We start from the raw sequence: 25,736 nt of genomic DNA on the forward strand, positions 1-25,736 counted from the left end.
CCTCCCTCGTTCAACTCCAGAGAAATCCGGGGGGAAGTTCCCTTCCCAGCACCGTTTTCCGCACCAGGGACCGGAAGGCGCGCATTGTCTCCCGCACAGCCTCCACGTTTCTGCCCAGAACGCGGAAGGCAAGCCCGGCCCGGCCGGGGAGCGTGAGCGCGCCGAAGGCAAGGCGCTCCGTCACGCCGCTTCCCGCCTCCTCCCTGAGCGCGGGCAGAAACTCTTCCGGCACCAGCGCATACAGGGTGCCGAACACCTCATACCCCGCCATGATGCCCGCATTGCAGAACGGCGTTTTTCCCGGATCCAGCACAAGGCGTTCCTCAAAAAGGGCTTCCCCGTCGCTGCGGAACACATGAAAGCCCGCGGAATACATGTCGAAGCCGAACTGTTCCTCCTCATGATGCCAGCGCCTGCCCGGCATGAGGATTTCCCCGTACAGAAAGCCCGCCGAGGCAGGCAGCGTGACCCAGGTATCCTGCAGAAAGCGCGCACGGCGGTGCAGAATGAGCGGATCGGGAACGTATTCCAGCCAGCCCTTCTCCTCCACCACAAAATGCTGAAGAAGGGTGGCGTGATTATGCTCCATGCTGTGCACCTTGGTGGCGCTCTGGGTGGTGACCAGCGCGCGGGCGCCCTTTCCGGCGTGCACCTCCAGGGCAAGGCGGTCCCCCTGCACGACGCAGCCCGTGGTTTCTATGGTGATCACGCAGGCCATGTCCGGCTGGGAACTGTCCCAGTACAGGGCCTTCTGCGCCAGAAGCGGCGCGCGCCTGTCCAGATCGGCAAGCACGGTGCGGCCGAGCTTCTCATCACGCTGAAAATCCAGCCTGAGGTAGCCCACCTTGCCCGTGGCGCCGCTTTTCATCTGCGGAGGTTCGTCGCAGTAGGGGGCAAACTCCGCGGCCCCGGCTTCAAGGCGCGCGAGGGCCTCCCTTGCCGCGGCAAAGCTGGAACAGTCGGGAAAAAAGCCCTGCGGGGCGCCGGAAAGCGGCCTTGCCTCAGGCATGGGCACTCTCCTCCTTTCCCTTCGTCCGGTCCGGCACGTCAAAGAGCGCGTCGCGCATGATCCAGTCGGCCAGGGTGGAAATGTTGCGGCCCGTCATGCAGTTGGTGAAAAGGAAGGGCTTTTTGCCGCGCATGAGCCTGGAATCGCGCTCCATGACCTCAAGACTCGCCCCCACATAGGGCGCAAGGTCTTCCTTATTGATGACGAGGATGTCGGAATGGCACACCCCCGGCCCGCTCTTGCGCGGAATCTTGTCGCCTGCGGCCACGTCGATGACGTAGATGAAGAAGTCGGCCAGGGCCGGGCTGAAGGTGAGGGTGAGGTTGTCGCCCCCGCTTTCGATGAACACCACGTCGCTGTCGGGAAAGCGCTTCTCAAGCTCCTCCACGGCGGCAAGGTTCATGCTCGGATCCTCGCGTATGGCCGTGTGGGGGCAGGCCCCGGTTTCCACGCCCACAATGCGCTCGGCAGGCAGAATGCCCGCAAGTTCCCGCTGCACATGCTTTGCATCCTCAATGGTCACCACGTCGTTGGTGATGATGAGCGGGCGCACGCCACGCCGCATGAGCTCGGGCACCACGGCCTCGATCACGGCCGTCTTGCCCGAACCCACCGGGCCGCCTACGCCGATACGGGTGATTTTCTTCATCGCTTCCTCCTCCGGCTTTTCCGGGGGCCGCCCCGGAATGTTCTTCCGCATCCGCTGCGGCTTTCAGCTCATGAACAGGCGCACGCGCCCTCCGGCATGAACGGCGGAAAGAATGTCCGTCATGGGGGCATAGCCCGTCATCCGTTCACGGGGCGTTTCCAGAGCCGCCGCGCACAACGCCTCAAACGTTGCCGACACGCGGTAGAGCATGGCCTGCACCTCGAAATGGGTCACGCGCATGAGCCTGAGCGAGGCGTTCAGAATACCCATGGCAACCCCGTAGAAATACACGGTAAGCGCCTCCTGAAGCAGCGCTTCCTCCTCGGTGCCGTCGGAACGGCGGATGGGCGCGTCGGCAAAGGCGGTGGAGGCGAAAAGCACGGCCAGCGACACGGGATAGGTGCCCGCAGTTCCGCCCGACTCCAGCTGCGAAAGCCAGCGGGAAAGCAGCGGAGAGTGCGTTGCCCGCACGCCGAGTTCCGTGAGCCTGCGCCCGGTTTTCACCATCATGTCCCTGAATTCCCCGGGGAGCTTGCGGCGGTACAGGGCAAGGTCGATCTCCCGCAGTCTGGAAAGGGTGCTCTCCTGCACGGGGCCGCCCATGCTTGTCGTATCGTCGCACAGCGCCCGCAAAGCGAAGGCAAGGCCCACCGCGTCGCCCGTGGAGGCCTGATGCAGCGCGGCCGTCACATACTGCTGAAGCGTTGCGGCATCGTGCACCACGCCCGTCTGCACCGCCGCTTCCAGGGCGCTGGAAAAGGCAAAGGCTCCGGTGGGAAGCATGGAATCGCCGAACTGCATGAGCCGCACAAGGGAAAGAATGTCCACCATGTGCTCCTTTTGAAGCGGGTTATGTCCGAAGAGAAGCCTGAACGCCCGTGCCGGGCGCGCGGATCATCAGGCGTGAACGCCGTGATGATGAACGTGTCCGCCCGCCGCCTTTTCCGCCCCGCCGAAGAGCAGGCGGGCTTCTTCCCTGTCCAGCAGACGCCGCACCTCTTCTCCGGCAAGAAAGGCATACGAGGTGCCCGGAACGGCGTGCGTGTCCATGACCGCGCCCATGACCTTTTCATCCGCCGTCATGGGCACATAGACGCAATCGCCCTTCACCACGGCGGGCCAGTGCTGGTTTCCGAGGGCGTGCCCCAGGCGCACGGCGGCGCGAAGCGCCTCTTCCGGCGGAAGCTGCCTCAGCCCTTCCATGCTCACGGCCATGACGGGGCAGAGCCTGATGCGGCACAGCACCGCCTCGCGGGCGTTCTCATCGTACAGAAGGATGTCGCCGTCGCTGAGGGAAGCGCCCCGCTCAAGGGACACGGCCACGGTGCGGCCGCCTTCGGTCTCCTTGCGCAGGCGGTTTTTCTGGGCGTCCCACTGGGAAAGTTCCAGAATATCCACCGTCGCGCCCTCAAGACGCGCCTTCCACGCCGTATCCGCCCTGTTGCCCAGAATCTTTTCCACAATATCCATACGCAATCTCCTCCGCCGCCCGTCCGGACAGGCCGGACGGGCAGACGTTCATGAAGCCTGCTCTCAGCTGAAGAAGTAAAGCTGCCCCAGGCTTGCGCGCTGCACCGGAGGCACGGTGACGTGCACGCCGTCCACCATGACGGCGAAGGTTTCGGGGTTGACCTCGATATGGGGCGTGATGTTGTTGCGCACCATGGAATGCTTGGTCAGAGAGCGTATGCCGCGCACGGGCTCCACCCTGCTCTTCAGACCGAGCTTTTCCCTGATGCCGCGTTCCATGGCGGCCTGCGAGGTGAAAGTGATGCGGCTTGTCTGCTGCAGAAGGCCGGTGGACCCGAACATGGGCCGGTAGATGACCGGCTGCGGCGTGGGCAGGGAGGCGTTGGGATCCCCCATGACGGACCATGCTATGGTGCCGCTCTTGATGACCATGTAGGGCTTGGCCCCGAAGAACTGGGGCTGCCAGAGCACGAGGTCGGCCACCTTGCCCTTTTCCACCGAACCTATGAGATGGGACACGCCCTGAATGATGGCCGGGTTGATGGTCACCTTGGCCACATAGCGCAGCACGCGGAAGTTGTCGTTGCCCGGCGCGTCTTCGGGAAGCGCGCCGCGCGCCGCCTTCATGGCGCTCGCCGTCTGCATGGCGCGCGTCCAGTTTTCGCCCACGCGACCCATGGCCTGGGAATCGCTGGCGATGCAGGAAATGGCGCCCATGTCGTGGAGCACGTTTTCCGCCGCTATGGTTTCGGGCCGCACGCGGCTTTCGGCGAAGGACACGTCGGAAGGCACGTTGTGGTTCAGGTTGTGGCAGACCATGATCATGTCGAAAAGTTCCGCCTGGGAATTGATGCCGAAAGGCAGGGTGGGATTGGTGGAACTCGGCAGAACATTGGGCTGCCCCGCCACGCGGATGATGTCGGGCGCATGGCCGCCGCCCGCGCCTTCGGTGTGGAAGGTGTGGATGACGCGGCCTTCCATGGCGGCTATGGTGTCCTCCACATAGCCGGCTTCGTTCAGCGTGTCGGTATGGATGGAGACCTGCACGTCCATCTTGTCGGCCACGGAAAGGGCTGCGCGGATGATGGCGGGCATGGCGCCCCAGTCCTCGTGTATCTTGAAGCCGCAGGCCCCGGCCTCTATCTGTTCGCGCAGGGGGGCTTCGTTGTAGGCGTGGCCCTTGCCCAGAATGCCTATGTTCACGGGAAGCCCCTCGGCCGCTTCCATGAGGCGGTGTATGTTCCACGCGCCGGGGGTGATGGTGGTGCCGTTGGTGCCGTCGGAAGGCCCTATGCCTCCGCCGAAGAAGGTGGTGATGCCGTTGGAAATGGCCGTCTGCGCCTGTTCGGGGCAGACAAGATGCACATGGGCGTCGATGCCGCCCGCCGTAAGGATGAGGTGTTCGCCGGAAATGGCGTCGGTGGCGTTGCCCACCACAAGGTTCGGGTCCACATTGTCCATGCCCGCGGGGTTGCCCGCCTTGCCTATGCCGGCGATGCAGCCGTCGCGGATGCCCACGTCGGCCTTGATGACGCCCTGCACGGGGTCGATGATGGTGGCGTTGGTGATGACAAGGTCGAGCACGCCGTTGTCGCGGGGGGAATGGTCGTCCCCGCCCATGCCCGCACGCAGCGTCTTGCCGCCGCCGTAGATGACCTCATCACCGTAACCGCGCAGATCCTTCTCTATTTCCACATAGAGATCCGTATCGCCGAGCCTGATCTTATCGCCCACGGTGGGGCCGTACAGGCTGGAATATTCCTGCCGTGATATCTGGGGCATGTCGCTTCCTCGGGTTAGACGATTTTCGCGTTTCTGAAGCCGAGTGCCAGGGCTCTGGCCACATTGACGGGCTTTGCGTGCGCATCCCCGGCCCAGCAGTCCACAAGATTGTTGAAGCCGTACACGGTGCACAGCCCTCCGAAGGGTACCAGGGACACGGTTTTCTCATCCCCGGGTTCAAAGCGTATGGCCGTGGTGGAGGGAATGTTCAGCCGCATGCCGTAGGCCGCCGCGCGGTCGAATTCCAGGGCGCGGTTGACCTCGAAGAAATGAAAATGGGAACCTACCTGAACGGGCCTGTCGCCGGTGTTGCGCACCTTGATGGTCACGGAAGGCCGGGACTCGTTGAACGTGATGGGTCCATCGGCAAACAGGTATCCGCCGACGGGTACTTTGGGAGAATCTGCCATATCAGCCTGCCTTTGCTGTGCCGCAAGCGCGGCGTGAAAACATCCTGCCGGGAAATCAGCTTATGGGATCGTGCACGGTGACGAGACGGCTGCCGTCCGTGAACACGGCCTCAAGCTGCACAAAGGGAATCATGTCCGGCACGCCTTCCATGACATCGTCGCGGGTGAGTGCCCTGCGGGCGTCGTTCATCACCTCTTCCACGGTCTTTCCGGCCCTTGCGCCCTCAAGCGCCGTGGCCGTGATGACGGCGACCGCCTCGGGATGGTTGAGCTTCAGCCCTTTCTCCCTGCGGCGCTGCGCCACTTCCGCCAGGGAAAGCACCAGCAGTTTGTCGAGTTCTCGCGGGGTAAGGTGCATGAGACCTCCTTTTTAAAATGTTGCACGCAGGCAGACGCCATCCGCCCCGGCCTCCTTCCGGGACAGAGGCGCCCTTCCCGAAAAGCACGGCATATTGCCGATTCCTGAGAAAAAACTAGCCCCGCACCCGTGAGAGAGGTATTGTAATCACCGCCTGCGCCATGAGAAAAAACAGGGGAAGAGTCCGGGCGGCGGAAAAGCGTCCGACAGATGTTTCATTAGTCTCATAAAGTAAGATTGGTCTCACTTTATGACTGCGCCATGCCCCTTCCGCAGCCATGGAAAAGGCGGCCATCAGGGACATGCACAAGAGCAGGGCTTTTCCGCGCCTCTCACAGAAGGCGGGAAGAGACCGGGTGCTTTCTGCTCCCGGTATGCGGAAGACCGCACCGCCGCCCTGCCCGCTTCTGCGTCCTGCCGGGTGCACGGGCTAAAAAAAAGCCCCTCCGGAAGGGAGGGGCGCATGCAGCCGTCAGGCATCATCAGCTTTTCGCCGACTTTTTCGAGGAACTCTTTTTGGAGGATGTCTTTTTGGAAGAAGACTTCTTCGCCGTGCTCTTCTTCTTGGAAGAGCTTTTCTTCACTGCGGACTTCTTTTTGGAAGACGTCTTCTTCACCGCAGACTTCTTCTTGGAGGAAGACTTCTTTACTGCGGTCTTCTTCTTGGAGGAAGATTTCTTCACCGCAGTCTTTTTCTTGGAGTGGCCGGACTTGGCAAGGGCCTTTCTGGCCGCCGCCGCATCGGCTTCCGTGCCCTTGGTCACCACCTGCTCGGGGGTGGGCAGGTAGGCCATGGGGTTCATCTGCCTGTTGTCGCGCAGAAGCTCGAAATGCAGGTGCGGGCCGGTGGAACGGCCGGTGGAGCCCACGCGGCCTATCATGAGGCCGGGTTCCACGCGCTCACCCTCGCGGGTAAGGATCTGGCTCATGTGGGCATAACGGGCAAGGATGCCGTCATCCTGCTGTATTTCCACCATGTAGCCGTAACTTCTGTGATACTGGGCGCAGACCACCACGCCTCCGCGGAAGGCCATGATGGGAGAACCCAGAGGCGCGCGGATGTCTATGCCCTTGTGGGAGCGACGCGAGGAGCGGCGCACGCCGTAGGGGGAGGTGATGCACACGGTTTCCCCGGCGGAACAGAGCGCTTCCTTGGTGTGCATGGCGGCCAGTCTGCGTTCCTCGGCGCTGCCCGGGGCGGGCATGTTCCACTGACCGGTGCTTTCCGGCGCATGTTCAAGGGAAAGCAGGCCCGAGGGCAGGGAAAGAGAAAGCAGGTCGCCCGACAGTTCCAGAGAATCGCCGTAGGGGGCGCGGTGCTCCTCCAGTTCGGAAACGCTCAGTGCGGAACTCTGCACCAGGGTGCCGGGCTTGGTGGCGGCAAGATAAAGTTCACGGTCGATGACGAACGAATCAAAGGCATCGGAAGCCTGGGCCGCTTCCTCCATCTCCGTGCCGGTGCGGCTCTGCTTTGGGGCACAGGCCGTCTGCGAAAGGCCCATGCAGCCCATGAGGGCGCAGCACAGGGCAGTGGTTGCAAGCTTTCGGGCTGATGACATTCCTTCTCCTTGGCGAACCGGAATAAAGGTAGCCTGTCGTTATGATTATATACGGGAAGCGGGCAATCAATCTTCCCGCACGTCGAGAATGACGGCCTCGCTCCTGAGGGGATTCACCTTGCCGAGGCGCACATGAAGTTCCTGCCCGGGGAAGACCTTTTCCCCGAAGAGGTTGCGCCTGCCGCGCAGGCCGAGCTGCACTTCGGGCAGGTTCACGCTCACCCACATGTCGTTTTCCTCGGACACTTCCGCCTTCCAGCAGCACTGATCGCCGTGCAGGCGGGCCTGCTGCTGGATGTAGAGATACTTCCAGTAGCGCGGGCGGAAACGCTGCACCTGTCCGGCGGCCTCAAGGCGTATGGAAAGGTGCATGAGCATGGCGGAAAGCTCCTCGCGCGACCAGCGCGGGCGGCCGTTGGCCAGCATGAAAAGAAGCTGCGCCTCGTTCACAAGGTCGGTAAGGCGGCGGAGCGGAGAGGTCACCGGACTGTAGGCCGCAAGCCCCATGCCCGCATGGGGACGGGGCACCACATCCAGCGAAGCCGCCACAAGAATACGCACCACGCGGGCGATGTCCGGCGCGCTCTTCCACACGCCGGCATATTCCCGGGGCACGGCCACATCCTGCGTGCGGAAAAGAAGCGGCACATCGTTCTTCACCGCCCATTCCGCCAGAACGGCATTGGCCACCACCATGAGTTCCGCAACCAGAAGCTGCGCCCGCGGTGCGGCCGGAACATCCTTGATCTTCACCACCACATCCGCGCCCTCGCCCTCAAGCTCGAAGTCAAGCTCCGGGCGTTCGATGATCACCGCGCCGTGTTCCACGCGGTAATCAAGTCTCTTCCTGCTCATGTCGCAGGCAAGGCGCAGGGCTTCCACAAAGGGGGAGGCGGCGTTTTCCGCCCCGTCCAGCGCGGCCTCGCAGTCGGGGTAGTTGAGGTTTCTGGCAATCTTCACCGTGGCCGCGCGGAAGGAGCCTTCGCCCAGCGTGCCGTCGGGAGCGACGTGCGCGCCGATGACGAGCGCAGGGCGCGCCTGCCCTTCAAACAGGCTGAACGCGCCTTCGCCCAGGGCCTCCGGCATCATGTGACAGTTGCCTTCCGGCAGATAAATACTGGTGGCTCTGTGGAACACGGCCCGGCCCAGCGGGCTTTCAAAGTCCCAGAACCACGCGGGGCAGGCCAGCGCCACTTCCACATCCCAGCCGCCGTCGGCCGCGGCGGCGATGCGGAAGGCGTCGTCGATGTCGCGGGTGGTGGCGCTGTCGATGCTGATGAAGGCCGTATCTTCGGCAGGAGGAAGCCCCTTTTCCCCGGAAACGGCCTGACAGAGCGCCTCCGTTTCTCCGGCAAAGGGCTTTTCCCAGTCCGTGCCCGCCTCATAGTCCGCGCGGTCCAGCCAGTAATTGTAATGCTCCGGCACCAGACCCCAGGTCATGGCCAGATACAGCGCAAGGTGCGGATCATCGGGCAGGCCCTTGGTCACCTGCTTCCAGAGCGCCTCGTCCTCCACGGTTTCGGGGTCCACCATGCGGGCGCGGAGCATTTTCTCAAGTCTCTGGCGCACGGCCTCATCCGGCGCGGTGGAAAGGTCGGGCGCGGCATGCCTGCCCACTCTCGCCTCCCACAGGCGGCGGAACCAGTCCGCACCGCCGCAGACCATGGCTTCGCGCACGCGCGCGGCCTCTTCCGCCTGACGGCGCGATTCCACGGTGGCGGCGTCGTAAATCTCAAATTCCGGCGGCTGGAAGCGGAAATGCGTCTTGCACTGCAAAAGCGCGCGGCCGCAGGCCGCCACGGTGTCGGCGTCGGGGCTGGTATAGCCGAGTTCCGCAAACCATTCGGCCGGAGCCTTGTCCATTTCGCCCTGAGCCATTTCCCACAGTTCCATGGGCGCAACTTCCGAGGCGAGGCGTTCGCGGCGCTCGCGGTGCCTGTTCAGAATCTCCACCATGGCGTCCTTGCCCTGCTGCGCGCCGTAGGCCGGACCGGCCCAGGGAAGTATGCGGGAGGCGGACAGGGTGGTTTCGCGGCGGTTCGGCAGAAAAAGGCGCATCTTGCCCTTCTGCTCTTCCATCACCCATGCGATCTGGGGTTCGTTCCCCTGCATGAATTCCACAATACAGCCCGCGCCGGGGTACTGCACGATATGCGATGCCATGATTTCTTCCTGAAACAGAGTAAGAGGTGTCGCCCGCGCCGCCGTAAAGAAGCAGAGTATTCCCGGAGCATGTTCACATGTTCCGCCGCGCAGGCGAAACCATGCCGGACTCGCGCCCTTCGGGGCAAAAGCGCCGGGGCGGGAAGCTCCGGCTGAAAAAAACGCCCCGGAAAAGGGCAGAAAACGCCGGGCGCAGAGCGCCCGGCGCAAGCGGCATCAATGCTTGAAGGAACGCTGGCCGGTGTAGACCATGGCCACCTGCGGTTCATGTTCGTTGCAGGCCTGCACCACTTCCCAGTCGCGGATGGAGCCGCCGGGGTGCGCAATGGCCGTCACACCCTGAGCCATGACCACGTCCACGCCGTCGCGGAAGGGGAAGAAGCCGTCGGACACCACCACGGAACCGATGAGGCCGCCCTTTTCTTCCCGCGTCTGGCGGTTGATCTCATCGAGCAGCGCGGCGGATTCGGCGTCGGAAAGGGCCTTCTGCTGCAGTTCGTAGAGGGAAAGACCGGTGCGCTTGAAGCAGAGCACGTCGGCATGCTTGGTGTAGGCCTTGTGAATGGCCAGTTCCGCACAGCCCACGCGGTCCTGTTCGCCGGTGCCGATGGCCACGGTGGCGCCGTCGCGCACGAAAATCACGGAGTTGGAGGTCACGCCGGCTTCCACAGCCCAGGCAAAGAGCAGATCTTCCGCTTCCTTTTCCGTGGGCTTGCGGGCGGTGAACACGGTGCCGTCCTTCTTCGCGCCGGTGGCGGGAATGAAGTCTTCCACGCTGTTGATGCGGTTCACGAAGGACTTCTGCATGATGATGCCGCCGTCGGTGAGGCTCTTGAAATCGAGCATGGGAATGCCCTTGAGCTCATCGAGATGCGCAAGCCCGGGCAGTTCGAAGATGCGCAGGTTCTTGCGGCCCTTGAGCACGTCCACCACGCCTTCCTCGAAGGCAGGAGCGGCCACCACTTCAAAATACTGGGAGGCGATGAGCTCGGCGCACTTCATGTCCAGCGGACGGTTCACCACCACGGCGCCGCCGAAGGCCGCGATGCGGTCGCACCAGAAGGCGTTGTTCAGCGCGTCGAAAAGCGTGTCGGCCCAGGCCGCGCCGCAGGGATTGTTGTGCTTCAGAATGGCGGCGGCGGGCTTTCTGGAAAGATACTGGAGGATGTTGCAGGCGTTGTCCACGTCGGTGAGGTTGGTCTTGCCCGGATGCTTGCCGGACTGCACCATCTGCTTTTCCGTAAGGGCGGAAACAATGCCCTGCTTCGGAGAACGCCACTTGAGGTGGGCCACCTTGTTTTCGCCTTCCACGAACTCATAGAGCGCAGCGGGCTGATCGGGGTTTTCGCCGTAGCGCAGGCCGCGCACTTCGCCGCCCATCTCCCAGGTGCGCTTGTGGTAGGTAAGCACGCTGTCGCCCAGCGTGATGGTCATGGTATCGGGAAAACCGTCCGCAACGATGGTACGATACATATCCTTGAGTTCGCTCATATCAACTCCGCAACGGCGAAAAGAATGTTGGGAAGACGCCCCCGCGGCCGGAACCGCGCGGCGGCAAAAAGAGGCGCGGCCCCCCCGCGCCCCTGAGGAAACCTGTTTTTTATCATAAAAAACGCAGGCGGGCAAATTGCCCCTTTTTCCCCCTCTCCGGCAGAGAAGGGAGGGAGAATTCATTTGCCCGCATCCGCCTTGCAGGGTATAAGGGGGAAGCCCAACAACGAGGAATACAATGGAACAGATGCTGCTGAAAATGGCCCGCCAGCTCAACGCCATGGACGAGGCTTCCCTTATGGCGCTGTGGAACAAGTACCTGCAGCGCGTGCAGGATTTCGACGCTTCCCGGGAATGGGAAGAAGCCGCCATCGTGCTTTCCCTGCTTCAGGCGGTGCGCGGCAAGAACCAGCTTTTCAATACCAAGTGGGAAGAACGGGAGGCCATGCGGAAAAATCCGCCCGAGCCCCGGCATGAGGATCTGCGCCCCTGGCGGCGCATGAACCCCGAGGAAAAACCGGAAAAAAAGGCGCCGGTGCGTCAGGCCACGGTGCTGCCCTTCCGCCCGAAAAAATCCTGATGCGCCCTCTGCGGCACATCACAGGCTGAAGGGCCCGTCCCTATCCCCGGTGCGCCTCACGCCGAGGCCCGCCCTTCCGCCGCATGTCTCCCGCGCCTTTTCCCGAAAAGGCGCGGTTTTCAGTCTTTCTGGCAGTGCGGGCACCATGCCGTGGCACGCCCGGCCACGCGGCCGGACTGCAGCTTCCTTCCGCAGACAAGGCATGTCTTCCCTGCTCTGCCGTATGCGAAAAAACGATTCTGGAAAGCGCCCACATCGCCCCGCGCGGTGCGGTAGTCGCGTATGGAACTGCCGCATTCCCCGATGGAGGCAAGCAGAACCTCCACAAGGGCGCGGTGCAGCTTCGCCAGCCTCTGCCGGGAAAGAGCCCTGCCCGGAGTGCCGGGCCGTATGCCCGCACGAAAAAGGCTCTCATCCGCATAAATGTTGCCCACTCCGGCCACCACGGACTGATCGAGCAGCAGCGCCTTGACCGCTCTGCCCGAAGAAAAGCGCGCGGCAAAGGCCTCATCCGTCATTTCCAGAGGTTCCGGCCCCAGCTTCTTCCAGAAATCCCATTGCTCCAGCCCGGCCGGGCTCACGGCCCGGGCCTGCCCGAACTTGCGCGCATCGTCGAAGAACACGCGCCTGCCGTCGTCGAGATCAAGAATGATACGGGTATGCTTTTCCGCCGGCGTGTCCGCCGGATACACGAAAAGCCTGCCCGTCATGCGCAGGTGAAAGGCAAGGGCCGTGACCTCATCGGGGCTTTCCCCCTCAAGAGGAGGCCGCCCCTGCTCCACGCCCTGCGCGCCATAGAAAAGCGGCCAGAGCGAGGCCTCATCCGGCACGGGTATCTCCTCCCCTTCCGGGGGAAGGGGACATGCCTTCTGCGAAAGGTAGAGAAAAAGCAGCTTGCCGCGCCTGCCCGTGCCCCGTATGACGGGCCGCAGCGCCGCCACCTCTTCCGGTGCGGCCGTCCCCTGCCACGAGCCCCTGTTCAGAACCTCCACGGCCACGATGCGCCGCCCGCATATCTGCGGCGCAAGGGTGCGCGCCACGGTTTCCACTTCCGGCAGTTCCGGCATGAATGCTTCCTCTCTGAATAAAGGGTGAACCATTTCCGCGCAAAAAGTCTGCCCGGCACATGGCAGGGCATCTGCCCGCCCCGCGCGGCTTCTTCCGGCATCTGCCCGGCACAGGCTTTTTCCGACGAAAAAGGCGGGGAAGAAAGCATGCGCTCTCCTCCCCGCCGTCATCTCACAGACTCACACTGCGGTCAAAAGACCATCAGCCCGCAATCTTCGCCTTGAGGATGCGGAAGGCCTCGTCGATGCCCCCGGCATTATTGCCGCCGGCCTGCGCCTGGTCGGGACGGCCGCCGCCGGAACCGCCGATGGCCGCGGCCACATCCTTAATAAGGGCGGGCGCGGTGAAGCGGTCGTGCAGGTCCTTGGAAACGTAAAGGATCATCTGTACCTTGCCGCCGTCTTCCGCCACAAGGCAGGCCACGCCGGAAGGCATCCTGGAGCGCACATCGTCCATCATTTCGCGCAGGGCCTTCACATTCATGGAACCGGCCTTTGCGGCCAGCACCTTCACGCCCGCCACATCCTCGGCGGCGGACATGACGTCGCCGCGGCTTGCGGCCTGGGCCTTGTCCAGTTCCTTGCGCAGGGACTTGATTTCCTTCTGCATGGCGTCCACGCGGGAGGCAAGGTCGGAGGAACGCACCTTGAGCATGGAGCTCAGGGCGCCGAGTTCCGCACGGCGTTCGGCCATGACCTTGTAGGCGTTCCAGCCCGTGGCGGCCTCGATGCGGCGCACGCCGGCGGCAACGCCGCCTTCGGAAAGAATGACGAAGGAGCCGGCCTGACCGGTGCGGGCAAGGTGGGTGCCGCCGCAAAGTTCCATGGAGCAGGGATCGGCGCCTTCGGCGCCCATGCTGACCACGCGCACCTTGTCGCCGTACTTTTCATTGAACAGCGCCATGGCGCCGCACTTCACGGCCTCGTCGTGGTCCATTTCGCGGGTGGTCACGGGGTAGTCGGCCATGATCATGGCGTTCACCTCGCGTTCCACGGCGGCGATTTCCTCTTCCGTCATGGCCGCAATGTGGGTGAAGTCGAAACGCAGATGATCGGGGCCCACGGAGGAACCGGCCTGATGCACATGGGTGCCCAGCACCTTGCGCAGCGCGGCCTGAAGCAGATGGGTGCAGGAATGGTTGCGGGCGGCGGCCATGCGTTCGCCTTCCGTCACTTCCATGGTCACTTCCTGCTCGGCGCGGATCACGCCTTCGGTGACTTCGATCTGTTCCACGGTAAGGGTGGGCATGGGCTTCAGGGTATCGGTAACGCGGGCCTTGCCCTCTTCCGTGGTCAGAAGGCCGGTGTCGCCGCTCTGGCCGCCGGAAGCGCCGTAGAAGGGCGTGTGGCCGGTGACCACATAACCCCTGGCGCCCACAGGCAGGCTTTCCACAGGCAGGGCGTCCTCATCCATGAGGGCCACGATGCGGCTTTCGGCCTTGAGGATGCCGTAGCCCACGAATTCCGACTGCATGCCTTCTTCGAGCAGGGAACGGAAGCGGGCCGCGAGGTCCTTTTCGCCGGAACCCTTCCACGCCGCACGGGCGCGGGCGCGCTGCTCCTGCATCTTTTCGGCAAAGCCCTCTTCATCCACGGTGAAGCCGCGCTTGTAGGCCACGTCGGACACGATATCCAGCGGGAAGCCGTAGGTGTCGTTCAGGCGGAAGGCCACTTCGCCGGGGATGACGGTCCTGCCTTCGGCGGCAAGGGCGGCAAGTTCGCTGTCGAGCAGGGCAAGGCCCTTGTCCAGCGTGACGCGGAAGCGGTTTTCCTCCTCGAACACCACGCGGGAAAGAAATTCGGCGTGTTCGCGAAGTTCGGGGTAATCGTCGCCCATGACTTCCACCACCTTGCCCACGGTCTTGTACAGGAAGGCTTCGTGCAGGCCCATGAGCGTGCCGAAGCGCAGGGCGCGGCGGATGAGGCGGCGCAGAACATAGCCGCGGCCTTCGTTGGAGGGCAGGATGCCGTCGGCGATCATGAAGGCGGCGGCGCGGCTGTGGTCGGCAATGACGCGCAGGGCGGTGTCCACGTCGTTGGTGTCGGGCGCGGAGAAGCTGTAGGTCACGCCGGCAATGGAGGCCGCGTACTGGATGATGTCCTGGAACAGGTCGCAGTCGAAGTTGGAACGCTTGCCCTGGCACACGGCGGCAATACGTTCAAGGCCCATGCCGGTGTCGATGTTGGGATGTTCCAGCGGCACGCGCACGCCGGGTTCCTTCTGGTCGTACTGGGTGAACACGAGGTTCCAGATTTCCAGGAAGCGGTCGCAGTCGCACTTGCCGATGCCGCAGTCAGGGCCGCAGGCCATGTCCTCGCCCTGGTCGATGTAGATTTCCGAACAGGGGCCGCAGGGGCCGGTGTCGCCCATGGTCCAGAAGTTGTCCTTCTCACCCATGCGCGTGATGTGGTCGGCAGGCATGCCCGCTATTTCCTGCCACAGGTTGTAGGCCTCGTCGTCGTTTTCATACACGGTGACGTACAGCTTTTCCTTGGGCAGATGCAGCTCCTCGGTGACGAACTTCCACGCGAAGGTGATGGCCTCGCGCTTGAAATAGAAGGCGAAGGAGAAGTTGCCCAGCATTTCAAAGAAGGTATGATGGCGGGCGGTACGGCCCACGTTCTCAAGGTCGTTGTGCTTGCCCGACACGCGCAGGCACTTCTGCGAAGTGGCGGCGCAGCGGTAGGAGCGGCGTTCCTGACCGAGATAGAGCTTCTTGAACTGCACCATGCCTGCATTGGTGAAGAGCAGCGTGGGGTCGTCCTTCGGCACAAGAGAAGAGGACGGCACAACGGCATGGCCGTTCTTTTCAAAAAATTCCAAAAACTTGCGGCGTATTTCCTTGGCAGTGAGCATATATTCTCCGATGGGCGGAAGGCCCTTGACATGAACATGGGGGAAGAAGCCTCTTCCCCCTTTTTTTCTCTCTTTCCCGCCGGGCCTTCCCGCCGGGAATCAAAACATGAAAGGCCTAGTAGCCTTCGTCGTAGCTGTCCTCGTCGCCGGGAATCTCGGGCTCGGGAGCGGAAACGGGCGCCTGATCCGCGACGAAACCGAGATGTTCCTTGACCTTGGCCTCTATTTCATCGCGCAGGGCGATGTTTTCGTTCAGAAGATCGCGCACCCTTTCACGGCCCTGGCCCAGCTTCTCGTCGCCGTAGGCGAACCACGCGCCGCTCTTGTCCACGATGCCCGCTTCCACGGCCATGTCGAGGATTTCGCCCGCGCGGGAAATGCCCGTGCCCCAGATGATGTCGAACTTGGCTTCACGGAAGGGCGGAGCCATCTTGTTCTTCACCACCTTCACGCGGGTGAGGGAACCGTAGGCCTCATCCCTGTCCTTCAGAGTCTGCACGCGGCGGATGTCCATGCGCACGGAGCTGTAGAACTTGAGGGCGTTGCCGCCGGTGGTGGTTTCGGGGCTGCCGTAGCCCATCTGGCCTATCTTCATGCGGATCTGGTTGATGAAGATCACGCAGGTGCGGGACTTGTGGATGGTGCCGGTGAGCTTTCTCATGGCGTGGGACATGAGGCGGGCCTGACTGCCCACCTGGGTTTCACCCATGGCGCCGTCGAGTTCCGCCTGAGGAATGAGCGCGGCCACGGAGTCGATGACCACGATGTCCACCGCGCCGGAACGCACCAGCATATCGGCAATGTCGAGGGCCTGTTCGCCGTGGTCGGGCTGGGAAATGAGCAGCTCATCGGTCTTCACGCCGAGGCGGCCGGCATAGGTGACGTCCAGCGCGTGTTCCGCGTCGATGAAGGCGGCGACGCCCCCCTGCTTCTGGCATTCCGCGATGATGTGGAGCGTAAGCGTCGTCTTGCCCGAAGATTCCGGTCCGTAGATCTCGGTGACGCGGCCGCGCGGCACGCCGCCGATGCCGAGAGCGAGATCAAGGCCGATGGAACCGGTGGGAATGACGGGCACATGAACGTGCGCCCCGTCGGAAAGCTTCATGACAGCGCCCTGGCCGTACTTGCGTTCAATGGTGCTGAGGGCTGTCTTGAGCGCTTCGCGGCGGGCGTCTTCCGCGGAAACAAGAGGCTTTTTCGCCATGGTGATGAACTCCTCCGAGAACAGATTCCCCGTCATGCCGGAACATGTTCCGGCCGGCAGGTGCGTTGCGCGGCGCTTTCGCGGGAAAAACGCCGCAAGTCGTCAAACAGTACCAAAAGGCCGCCCTGGGGGCAAGAGAAACACTTGCCAGCGCGGCGCTTACCATCTATCTAAAGAGCCATGAAAAATTATGACGGCATCGCTCTTTTTTCCGGGGGACTGGACAGCATCCTCGCCGCCCGGCTGTTGATGGAACAGGGCAGAAGCATCAAGTGCCTGCACTTCTTCTCGCCCTTCTTCGGCCATCCCGGCCGGGTGGAACACTGGCAGGAGGTCTACGGGCTGGACATCACGGCCGTGGACGCCAGCGCGGCCTTTGTGGACATGCTCCGGCGCGGCCCGGCCTACGGCTTCGGCAGCGCCATGAACCCCTGTGTGGACTGCAAGATACTCATGATGCGCATGGCCCGGGAGTGCATGGAGGAATACGGGGCGAAATTTCTCGTATCCGGCGAAGTGCTGGGCCAGCGCCCCATGTCGCAGAGGCGCGACACGCTCAACGTCATCCGGCGCGACGCAGAGGTGCGCGACATACTCCTGCGCCCCCTCTGCGCAAAGCTCCTCGACCCCACGGCGGCCGAGGAATCGGGTCTTGTGGACCGTTCCCGCCTGCTCGGCCTGAACGGACGCGGCCGCAAGGAACAGCTCGCCCTTGCCGAACATTTCGGCATTGCCGAGATCCCCACCCCCGGCGGGGGCTGCAAGCTCACGGAAAAGGAGAACACCCGCCGCTTCTGGCCCGTGCTCTCCCGCCTGAGCGAACCTGATGTGAACGACTTCCGCCTTGCCGACGTGGGCCGCCAGTTCTGGTACGGCGACTACTGGCTCACCATCGGCCGCCACAAGTTCGACAACGAAATCTACGCCTCCCTTCTGCGGGAGAACGATCTGCACTTCAAGCTCGCCGGCTTCCCCGGCCCCATCGCCCTGGGCAGAAGCTCCCGCCCGTGGGACAGCGACGCGGTGCAGAAGGCGGCCTCCCTCACGGCCTCCTATTCGCCCAAGGCCTGCAAGGCCCATGAAGAGGGGCAGCGCGTCTTCGTCCGCGTGACGCAGGGGGGCCAGAGCAGCCTTGTGGAAGTTTCGCCCTGCCGGGAAAGCGAGTTCCGGGAACCCACCTGGGAGGACGCGCGCGACGCCCTTCATGCTCTGCGCAGGCCCGGCGGAGAACACAACGAATAACTGTCGAAAGACAGGAGGGCGCAACACAGATGCGCCAGGAGAACATCATGCCCAGTGAACATCCCACCCCGGCAGAATATCTGCGAAAAATCCTCCTTTCCCCCGTGTATGACGTGGCCCGCGTGACCCCGCTGGAATACATGGAAAAACTTTCGGAACGCATGGGCTGCCGCGTCAGCCTCAAGCGCGAAGATCTGCAGCCTGTGCACTCGTTCAAGCTGCGCGGCGCCTACAACAAGATTGCCAGACTCCCCGAAGAGGCGAAGAAGCGCGGCGTCATCGCCGCCTCGGCGGGCAATCACGCCCAGGGCTGCGCCCTTTCCGGCGCAAGGCTCGGCGTGAAGGCCACCATCGTCATGCCGAAGACCACGCCCGACATCAAGGTGGACGCGGTGCGCCGCTTCGGCGGCAACGTGGTGCTCTTCGGCAACAGCTTCGATGAGGCCTATGCCGAATCCATGCGCCTTGCGGAAAAGGAAGGCCTCACCCTCATTCCGCCCTACGACGATTCCGACGTCATCGCCGGCCAGGGCACCATCGCCCGGGAACTGCTGGAGCAGGACAGCCGCCTGACCCACGTTTTCGTGCAGGTGGGCGGCGGCGGCCTTGCCGCGGGCATTGCCGTGTACATCAAGCAGATTCTGCCCCAGGTGAAGGTCATCGGCGTGGAAGCCAAGGGCTCCGCCTGCCTCAAGGCCGCATGGGAAAAGGGTTCCCCCGTCACGCTGGAGCGCGTTTCCCTCTTTGCCGACGGCGTGGCCGTGAAGCGCATCGGCGATGAAACCTTCCGCGTGCTGCGCGAAAACCTCGACGAGATCATCACCTGCTCCAACGACGAGATCTGCGCCGCCCTCAAGGACATCTTCGACGACACCCGCGCCATTGCCGAACCTTCCGGCGCGCTTTCCCTCGCAGGCCTCAAGAAGTACGTCGCGGAACACGACATGACGGGCGCGCGCACGGCGGCCATCCTTTCCGGCGCGAACATGAACTTCCACACCCTGCGCTTCGTTTCCGAACGCTGCGAAGTGGGCGAACAGCGCGAAGGCATCATTTCCGTGACCATTCCCGAAAGGAAGGGCGCCTTCCTCGACCTGTGCCGCAAGCTCGGCAACCGCATGGTCACGGAATTCAACTACCGCTTCTCCGATCCCTCGCAGGCGGAAATCTTCACCTCCCTGCGCCTCACCGAAGGCATGGACGAGCTGGAACGCATCATTGCGGGCCTCAGAGAGGCGGGCTACAGCGTCACCGACATGACGCGCAACACCTTTGCCAAGAGCCATGTGCGCTACATGATAGGCGGCAAGGCCCCGAGCATGGTGAAGAACGAGCACATCCTGAGCTTCCAGTTCCCGGAACGCACCGGCGCGCTGCTGCACTTCCTGGAGACGCTCGGCACGAACTTCAACGTCACCATGTTCCATTACCGCAACCACGGCGCGGAATACGGCCGCGTGGCCTGCGGCTTTGAAGTGGCTCCCGAACAGTGCGACGAGTTCTACGCGAACCTCAACAAGCTCGGCTTCGCCTGGTGGGACGAAACCTCCAACGAGGCCTGCAGAAAGTTCCTCGCGCCCATGGAGTAGCCCTCCGTGCGGCACGCCCTCCCGAAGGGGGCGGCATGTCGCAGGCAATGTGAAGAAAAAGGCCCCGGCCGCAAGACCGGGGCCTTTCCTGTCCGGCCGCTCCTCACCGTTTTTCCGGTATTTTTTTTCATTTCCGTCAGAAATTTCAGGGGTCAGGCTCTGCAACGCGCACTTTCTGCACAAGATGTTTTGACAATTTGCGTCCTGTCGGTGTAGGTTGAATTTATCATAGCCCTAAGGAACTGTTACGGGCCTTTTTTATTACCTTCAAGGAGGGATCAGAAGTGAAACGCTTTCTTGCAGCCATGTGTCTGGGCATGATGGCCTTCGCCACGCAGGCCGTCGCCGCGGAACCCGCGAAAATCCACATCGGCATTTGCACCGGCACGGTGTCGCAGTCGGAAGACGACCTGCGCGGCGCCGAAGCCCTGATCAAGAAGTACGGCGATGTCGCAAACGGCGGCATGATCAAGCACATCACCTACCCCGACAACTTCATGACCGAAATGGAGACCACCATTTCCCAGATCGTCTCCTTCGCGGATGACCCCGACATGAAGGCCGTCATCGTTAACCAGGGCATTCCCGGCACCACGGCCGCCTTCCAGCGCATCCGTGAAAAGCGCCCCGACATCATGCTCCTCGTGGGCGAAGCGCATGAAGACCCCAACGTCATTGAAAGCGCCGCCGACCTCGCCATCAACGCCGACAACATCTCCCGCGGCTATCTCATCATCGCCGCCGCCAAGAAGCTCGGTGTCACCGACTTCGTGCATATTTCCTTCCCCCGTCACATGAGCTACGAGCTGCTCTCCCGCCGCCGCAACATCATGGAAGCCGCCTGCAAGGACCTCGGCGTGAACTTCCACTTCATGAGCGCTCCCGATCCCACCTCCGACGTAGGCGTGGCCGGCGCCCAGCAGTACATTCTGGAACAGGTTCCCCAGTGGCTCGACAAGCTCGGCCCCAAGACCGCCTTCTTCTGCACCAACGACGCCCACACCGAACCTCTGCTCAAGCGCCTCACCGAAGACAAGGGCGGCTACTTCATCGAAGCCGACCTGCCCTCCCCGCTCATGGGCTACCCCGGCGCTCTGGGCATTGACCTCGCCGACGTGTCCGGCAACTTCCCGGCCATCCTGAAGCGTGTGGAAGACACCGTCATCGCCAAGGGCGCGGGCGGCCGCATGGGCACCTGGACGTACTCCTACGGCTTCACCAACTCCCTCGGCCTCGGCGAACTCGCCATCAAGTACGCCAAGGAAGGCGTGACCGGCGGCCGCAGCTTCCGCCGTCACTTCAAGAAGGAAGACGTCTTCGCCGCCTACAACGCCGCGACCCCCGGTTCCACCTGGAGCGGCGGCTACTATGTGGACGTTGCCACCGGCAAGGAAAAGAAGAACCACGTCCTCGTGTTTGAAGACCTGTACATCTTCGGCAAGGGCTACATGCACATGACCGAAGTGCCCGTGCCCGACAAGTACAAGACCATCAAGTAACGTTTTTCAGGAGGGAAGGCTTCGGCCTTCCCTCTCATCGTACAAGGTGCCGGAAAAGCCCGTTTTCCCCATGTTCCGGGCAGCGCGCCTCCCCCGGATGCGGCTTTTGCCGTTTCCGGCATATTATGATACGCTTTTTTTCGCGTTTTTTGAAAACGCTTCGGAAACAGCCTCCGCACCCTCATTCCCTTTTTTTCCCCGGCGGAGGCGCAGCCCTTTATGCAAAGAGGTACCATGGGCGCAGAAGATCCATTGCTTCGCGTGGAAGGCGTCGGCAAGGCGTACTTTTCCAACCGGGTGCTGAAGAACGTCAATTTCACTCTGGGAAAGGGGCGCATTCTCGGCCTGGTAGGCGAAAACGGGGCGGGTAAATCCACCCTCATGAATATTCTTTTCGGCATGCGCGTCATTCAGGAAACAGGCGGGTATGAAGGAAAAATCCTGATCGACGGGCAGGAGGTGCACTTCCGCAGCCCCATGGACGCCCTGAAGGCGGGCATCGGCATGGTGCATCAGGAATTTTCCCTCATTCCCGGCTTCACGGTGGCGGAAAACATCGTGCTCAACCGTGAAACGCTCGTCTACAACCCCCTTGTGGAGGCTTTCGGCGACAGGCTCACCACCCTGGACCGGAAGAACATGTCCCAGCGCGCCGATGAAGCCATCGCAAGGCTGAACATCGAACTCGACAGCTCCACTCCCATTTCGGAACTGCCCGTGGGCTACAAGCAGTTCACGGAAATCGCCCGGGAAATCGACAAGAAGGGCACGCGCCTTCTGGTGCTCGACGAACCCACCGCCGTGCTCACGGAAACGGAAGCGGATATTCTGCTCGATTCCATGCGCCGTCTGGCCTCGCAGGGCATTTCCATCATCTTCATTTCCCACCGCCTGCAGGAAGTCATGAGCGTGTGCGACGACATCGTCATCCTGCGCGACGGCGAAGTGGTGCTCCAGACCACGCCTGCGGAAACCAGCGTCCGGCAGATTGCAAGCGCCATGGTGGGCCGCAAGATAGAAAAGAACGAAGGCGCGGGCGAAGAGCGCGCCCTCTCCGGAGAAACCGCCATGGAGATAAGCCATCTCTGGGTGGACATGCCGGGTGAAACGGTGCGCGACGTCAGCCTCAGCGTGAGGGAAGGCGAAATTCTCGGCATCGGCGGCATGGCCGGTCAGGGCAAGCTCGGCATCGCCAACGGCATCATGGGCCTGCACCCTGCGGGTGGAAACGTGACCTTCCACGGGAAGAACGTGGAGCTCAACAACCCCTCCTCCCCCCTCTCCCTGGGCATTTCCGCCGTTTCCGAAGACCGGCGCGGCGTGGGCCTGCTGCTTGAGGAATCCATTGCCTGGAACATCGTCTTCACCTCCCTGCAGATGCAGGGGCGCTTTTTGAAGCGTGTGGGGCCCCTGAAGCTGCGCGACGAGGAAGCCATTGCCGAATGCGCCCGCAGCTACATCCGCGATCTGGAAATCAAGTGCACGGGCGAAAAGCAGCATGTGCAGGAACTTTCCGGCGGCAATCAGCAGAAGGTGTGCCTTGCCAAGGCCTTTGAAACCCGGCCGCAGCTGCTTTTCGTGGCCGAACCCACCCGCGGCATCGACGTAGGCGCGAAGAAGGTGGTGCTCGACACCCTGAAGCGCTACAACCGCGAACACGGCATGACCGTGGTGGTGATTTCCTCGGAACTTGAGGAACTGCGTTCCGTCTGCGACCGCATCGCCATCATCGACAAGGGCGCCGTGGCTGGCATACTGCCCGCAAGCACCCCGTCCGAAGCCTTCGGCTATCTGCTCATGGGCGCAGGTTCCGACGAAGCGGAAAAGGCCGCGTCGGACAATTCCAACGCTACGGAGGCGGCACGCGCATGAACCGCATAAAAAAATTCATTGAAGAAGCGGGCTGGCCCAGAGTACTCATTGCGGTCTTTCTGGTCCTCCTTTTCATCGTCTCCCCGTTCGTGGGCGTCCCGGTGGACGCCGCCTTCAGCGACACTCTGGTGCGCTTCGGCATGAACGGCGTGCTGGTGCTCGCCATGGTGCCCATGGTGCAGTCCGGCTGCGGCCTGAACTTCGGCCTGCCCCTCGGCATCATCGCCGGGCTTCTCGGCGCGGTGACCAGTGTGGAACTGGAGGCCAAGGGCATTCCCGGCGTGTTCACGGCCATGGCCATCGCCACGCCCATCGCCGTCGTGCTCGGCTGGGGCTACGGGCTTCTGCTCAACAAGGTCAAGGGCGAGGAAATGATGATCGCCACCTATGTGGGCTTCTCCTCCGTGGCCTTCATGTGCATCATGTGGCTGGTGCTGCCCTATTCCAGCTCCAACATGGTGTGGGGCTATGCGGGCGTGGGCCTCAGAACCACGGTTTCCGTGGAGGAATTCTGGCAGAAGGCCATAAGCGACATAGGCGCCTTCAACATAGGCGACGCCTTCTACTTCCCCACCGGCATGTTCCTCTTCTTCCTGCTGCTGTGCGGCCTCATGTGGCTCTTCATGCGCACGCGCACGGGTACGGCCATGACCACCGTGGGTTCCAACCCCGAATATGCCCGCGCAAGCGGCGTGAACATCAACCGCATGCGCACCCTTTCGGTCATCATCTCCACCTGGCTCGGCGCGCTCGGCATCATCGTGTATGAACAGAGCTTCGGCTTCATCCAGCTCTACATGGGTCCGTTCATGATGGCCTTCCCCGCCGTGGCCGCGCTGCTCATCGGCGGCGCGTCGGTGAAAAAGGCCTCCATCGTCAACGTGATCGTGGGGACGTTCCTCTTCCAGGGCATCCTGACCATGACCCCCTCGGTCATCAACAGCATGCTGCAGACCGACATGTCGGAAGTCATCCGCATCATCGTTTCCAACGGCATGATTCTCTACGCCCTGACCCGCGTGACAAAGGTAAGATCATGAAAAGCTCCTCCGGCGGCAATGCCGTCAAGCTCTTTTGCGTCCGCAACGCCGTGCCCATCGTCTTTCTGCTGGTGAGCGCCGTCGGCATCTACTATTCCCAGTTCACGGCGGAATACCTGATTCAGGAAATGCTGACCCGCCTTGCCAGAAACTCCTTCCTCGTGCTCTCCCTGCTCATTCCCATCATGGCGGGCATGGGCCTCAACTTCGGCATGGTGCTCGGCGCCATGGCCGGGCAGATAGGGCTCATCTTCATCAGCGACTGGAACATCTCCGGCCTCTACGGCATGACCCTTGCAGCGCTCATCGCCACCCCCCTCGCCATACTCTTCGGCTGGATGTGCGGCGTGGTGCTCAACAAGGCCCGGGGCCGGGAAATGGTCACCTCCTACATCCTCGGCTTCTTCATGAACGGCGTGTACCAGCTCGTGGTGCTCTACGGCTTCGGGAGCCTCGTGCCCATTCTCAACCCGGAACTCGTGCTCTCGCGCGGCTACGGCATACGCAACGTGACCAACCTCGACAATATCCGGGGCACGCTCGACAACGCCATTCCCCTCGACATCATGGGCATTCACATTCCGCTGGCCACATTCCTGCTCATCGGCGTGTTCTGCCTGTTCATCATCTGGTTCCGCCGCACCAAGCTCGGGCAGGACATGCGCGCCACAGGGCAGGACCTTTCGGTGGCGCATTCGGCGGGCATTCCCGTCATGCGCACGCGCATCATCTCCATCGTCATTTCCACCGTGCTCGCCGCCTACGGGCAGATCATCTTCCTCCAGAACGTGGGCACGCTGAACACCTACAACAGCCATGAACAGGCGGGCGTGTTCGCCATCGCCTCCCTGCTGGTGGGCGGCGCCACCGTGGCGCGCGCCTCCATCCTCAACGTGTTCACGGGCGTGCTGCTCTTCCACCTCATGTTCGTGGTTTCGCCCATGGCCGGCAAATACCTGGTGGGCGATGCGCAGATAGGCGAATACTTCCGCGTGTTCGTCTGCTACGCCATCATTTCCCTTGCGCTGGTGCTGCATGCCTGGCGCCGCCATGCCGACAGGGAACGCGCCCGCGCCGCGCTGCGCGGAAACGCCGGAGGCGCAGCATGAAACAGCTCCCCAGCCGCAGACAGGTCATCCTCAAGCATATCCTCGTCAACTGCGTCATCATAGTGCTGCTCATCGGCCTTGGCGTGTGGTGCTACGATCAGGGCAAGACCTACAAGGTCATTCTCGGCAACTACGCCTTCACCGGGCAGGACGGCACGGAATACCCCGCCCTTGAAGCCGCGGAAGTGTTCATCGACGGCAACGACCCCGTCTTCCTTCTGGAAGACGACAGCGGCACCGGCGACGCCACGGGCAGAAGGCACACCATGGTCATCGCCCTGCTGGACGAAAACGACAAGCCCATGGAAACGCGCTCCGTGCAGTTCAGCATCGCGGAACTCGGCGAGAAGCTGGAACTCAACGTGGCCGAATACTGGCTGAAGGCTAAAAAATAAGCTCCCTCTTCAGGGAAAAAGGCGCTCCCGGGCGGCAACGGCCTGCGGAGCGCTTTTTTTATGCCCTTTTTCTGCAAAAAAAAACGCACGAAAAGCACGGAACGTTTCCGCCCTGTGCCGCATCTTCCCGCCGGTGACGCGCCACCCCCGCGCAAGAAACTGCCCTCCGGCGCAGGCGAAGAAAAGACTTCCCCGCCTTTTTGGAAGGCGGCGCGGGAGGCCCGGGCGGCATATCCGCATCTTCCGCACCTCAGGGAAGAAACGGCCCCGGTGCGGGCCGCCTTTGGGGAAAAACGCACCCTTCTGCAGAAAAACGCCTAGGCTCAGGACTCATTAATTGCCAAAAGGGTAAAAAGTTCTTATTGTCGGCATAGGGAGGATGCCATGAAGG

The 25,736-nt window shown here is 62.6% G+C and carries 21 protein-coding genes; 8 read left to right on the plus strand and 13 right to left on the minus strand.

All coding sequences use genetic code 11. From position 1 onward, the window contains the following. Positions 1 to 10 precede the first annotated feature (10 nt). From Q0K07_RS05520 to Q0K07_RS05565, 10 genes are all read right to left on the minus strand, one after another. On the minus strand, positions 11 to 1,009 hold the full coding sequence (locus Q0K07_RS05520; RefSeq protein ID WP_294557486.1) for an urease accessory protein UreD: 999 nt from the start codon (positions 1,007 to 1,009) through the stop codon (positions 11 to 13). Continuing rightward, positions 1,002 to 1,658 carry an urease accessory protein UreG gene (gene ureG, locus Q0K07_RS05525; RefSeq protein WP_294557488.1) on the minus strand — a complete coding sequence of 219 codons (657 nt, stop codon included), beginning with the start codon at positions 1,656 to 1,658 and terminating at the stop codon, positions 1,002 to 1,004. Before ureG ends, Q0K07_RS05520 begins: the two co-directional genes overlap by 8 nt. A gap of 63 nt (positions 1,659 to 1,721) precedes the next feature. Then, entirely contained in the window at positions 1,722 to 2,489 is a 768-nt protein-coding gene (locus Q0K07_RS05530; protein WP_294557491.1) for an urease accessory protein UreF, read from the minus strand. A gap of 66 nt (positions 2,490 to 2,555) precedes the next feature. Next, positions 2,556 to 3,128, minus strand: coding sequence for an urease accessory protein UreE (locus Q0K07_RS05535; RefSeq protein WP_294557494.1), 573 nt, complete (start codon positions 3,126 to 3,128; stop codon positions 2,556 to 2,558). Between the two features lie 63 nt (positions 3,129 to 3,191). Next, positions 3,192 to 4,910: an urease subunit alpha gene (locus Q0K07_RS05540; protein WP_294557496.1), complete on the minus strand. Its 1,719-nt coding sequence runs from the start codon at positions 4,908 to 4,910 to the stop codon at positions 3,192 to 3,194. 14 nt (positions 4,911 to 4,924) lie between these two features. Then, positions 4,925 to 5,320: an urease subunit beta gene (gene ureB, locus Q0K07_RS05545; RefSeq protein WP_294557497.1), complete on the minus strand. Its 396-nt coding sequence runs from the start codon at positions 5,318 to 5,320 to the stop codon at positions 4,925 to 4,927. A gap of 55 nt (positions 5,321 to 5,375) precedes the next feature. Then, positions 5,376 to 5,678 (minus strand): urease subunit gamma, encoded by a 303-nt coding sequence (locus Q0K07_RS05550; RefSeq protein ID WP_294557500.1) that lies wholly within the window; start codon positions 5,676 to 5,678, stop codon positions 5,376 to 5,378. 482 nt (positions 5,679 to 6,160) lie between these two features. Beyond that, positions 6,161 to 7,237, minus strand: coding sequence for a M23 family metallopeptidase (locus Q0K07_RS05555; RefSeq protein ID WP_294557502.1), 1,077 nt, complete (start codon positions 7,235 to 7,237; stop codon positions 6,161 to 6,163). A gap of 66 nt (positions 7,238 to 7,303) precedes the next feature. Further along, the gene (locus Q0K07_RS05560) at positions 7,304 to 9,400 is read right to left on the minus strand and encodes a ribonuclease catalytic domain-containing protein (RefSeq protein WP_294557505.1); all 2,097 of its coding nucleotides are present in this window, start codon (positions 9,398 to 9,400) and stop codon (positions 7,304 to 7,306) included. A gap of 216 nt (positions 9,401 to 9,616) precedes the next feature. After that, positions 9,617 to 10,891 (minus strand): IMP cyclohydrolase, encoded by a 1,275-nt coding sequence (locus tag Q0K07_RS05565; protein WP_294557507.1) that lies wholly within the window; start codon positions 10,889 to 10,891, stop codon positions 9,617 to 9,619. Between the two features lie 238 nt (positions 10,892 to 11,129). Here Q0K07_RS05565 and Q0K07_RS05570 point away from each other — a divergent pair, with 238 nt between their 5' ends. Next, a complete protein-coding gene (locus tag Q0K07_RS05570) occupies positions 11,130 to 11,471 on the plus strand; it encodes a hypothetical protein (protein WP_294557510.1) in 342 nt (113 codons plus the stop codon). Between the two features lie 119 nt (positions 11,472 to 11,590). Here the strand turns inward: Q0K07_RS05570 and mutM are convergent, their stop codons facing one another. The 3 genes from mutM to recA all read right to left on the minus strand — a co-directional run bounded on the left by mutM (position 11,591) and on the right by recA (position 16,599). Continuing rightward, positions 11,591 to 12,538, minus strand: coding sequence for a bifunctional DNA-formamidopyrimidine glycosylase/DNA-(apurinic or apyrimidinic site) lyase (mutM, locus tag Q0K07_RS05575; RefSeq protein ID WP_294557518.1), 948 nt, complete (start codon positions 12,536 to 12,538; stop codon positions 11,591 to 11,593). Positions 12,539 to 12,740: 202 nt separating this feature from the next. Continuing rightward, complete coding sequence (gene alaS, locus Q0K07_RS05580) at positions 12,741 to 15,395, minus strand: alanine--tRNA ligase (RefSeq protein ID WP_294557521.1); 2,655 nt, start codon at positions 15,393 to 15,395, stop codon at positions 12,741 to 12,743. 115 nt (positions 15,396 to 15,510) lie between these two features. After that, positions 15,511 to 16,599: a recombinase RecA gene (gene recA / locus Q0K07_RS05585; RefSeq protein ID WP_294557544.1), complete on the minus strand. Its 1,089-nt coding sequence runs from the start codon at positions 16,597 to 16,599 to the stop codon at positions 15,511 to 15,513. 180 nt (positions 16,600 to 16,779) lie between these two features. Here recA and Q0K07_RS05590 point away from each other — a divergent pair, with 180 nt between their 5' ends. The 7 genes from Q0K07_RS05590 to Q0K07_RS05620 all read left to right on the plus strand — a co-directional run bounded on the left by Q0K07_RS05590 (position 16,780) and on the right by Q0K07_RS05620 (position 25,345). Next, positions 16,780 to 17,841: a tRNA(5-methylaminomethyl-2-thiouridylate) methyltransferase gene (locus tag Q0K07_RS05590; protein WP_294557524.1), complete on the plus strand. Its 1,062-nt coding sequence runs from the start codon at positions 16,780 to 16,782 to the stop codon at positions 17,839 to 17,841. Positions 17,842 to 17,888: 47 nt separating this feature from the next. Next, positions 17,889 to 19,430, plus strand: a complete 1,542-nt coding sequence (ilvA, locus tag Q0K07_RS05595; protein WP_294557527.1) for a threonine ammonia-lyase, biosynthetic — start codon at positions 17,889 to 17,891, stop codon at positions 19,428 to 19,430. 284 nt (positions 19,431 to 19,714) lie between these two features. Further along, entirely contained in the window at positions 19,715 to 20,929 is a 1,215-nt protein-coding gene (locus Q0K07_RS05600; protein ID WP_294557529.1) for a DUF3798 domain-containing protein, read from the plus strand. Between the two features lie 234 nt (positions 20,930 to 21,163). Continuing rightward, complete coding sequence (locus Q0K07_RS05605; RefSeq protein ID WP_294557531.1) at positions 21,164 to 22,801, plus strand: sugar ABC transporter ATP-binding protein; 1,638 nt, start codon at positions 21,164 to 21,166, stop codon at positions 22,799 to 22,801. Then, entirely contained in the window at positions 22,798 to 23,841 is a 1,044-nt protein-coding gene (locus Q0K07_RS05610) for a hypothetical protein (protein ID WP_294557533.1), read from the plus strand. Before Q0K07_RS05605 ends, Q0K07_RS05610 begins: the two co-directional genes overlap by 4 nt. Continuing rightward, positions 23,838 to 24,950: an ABC transporter permease gene (locus Q0K07_RS05615; RefSeq protein ID WP_294557536.1), complete on the plus strand. Its 1,113-nt coding sequence runs from the start codon at positions 23,838 to 23,840 to the stop codon at positions 24,948 to 24,950. The genes Q0K07_RS05610 and Q0K07_RS05615 overlap by 4 nt, the downstream gene beginning before the upstream one ends. Continuing rightward, positions 24,947 to 25,345 (plus strand): DUF6672 family protein, encoded by a 399-nt coding sequence (locus Q0K07_RS05620; protein WP_294557539.1) that lies wholly within the window; start codon positions 24,947 to 24,949, stop codon positions 25,343 to 25,345. Before Q0K07_RS05615 ends, Q0K07_RS05620 begins: the two co-directional genes overlap by 4 nt. Positions 25,346 to 25,736: the final 391 nt, after the last annotated feature.

The sequence above is a fragment of the uncultured Mailhella sp. genome (genome assembly GCF_944324615.1).
In the GTDB taxonomy this organism is placed as follows: Bacteria; Desulfobacterota; Desulfovibrionia; order Desulfovibrionales; family Desulfovibrionaceae; genus Mailhella.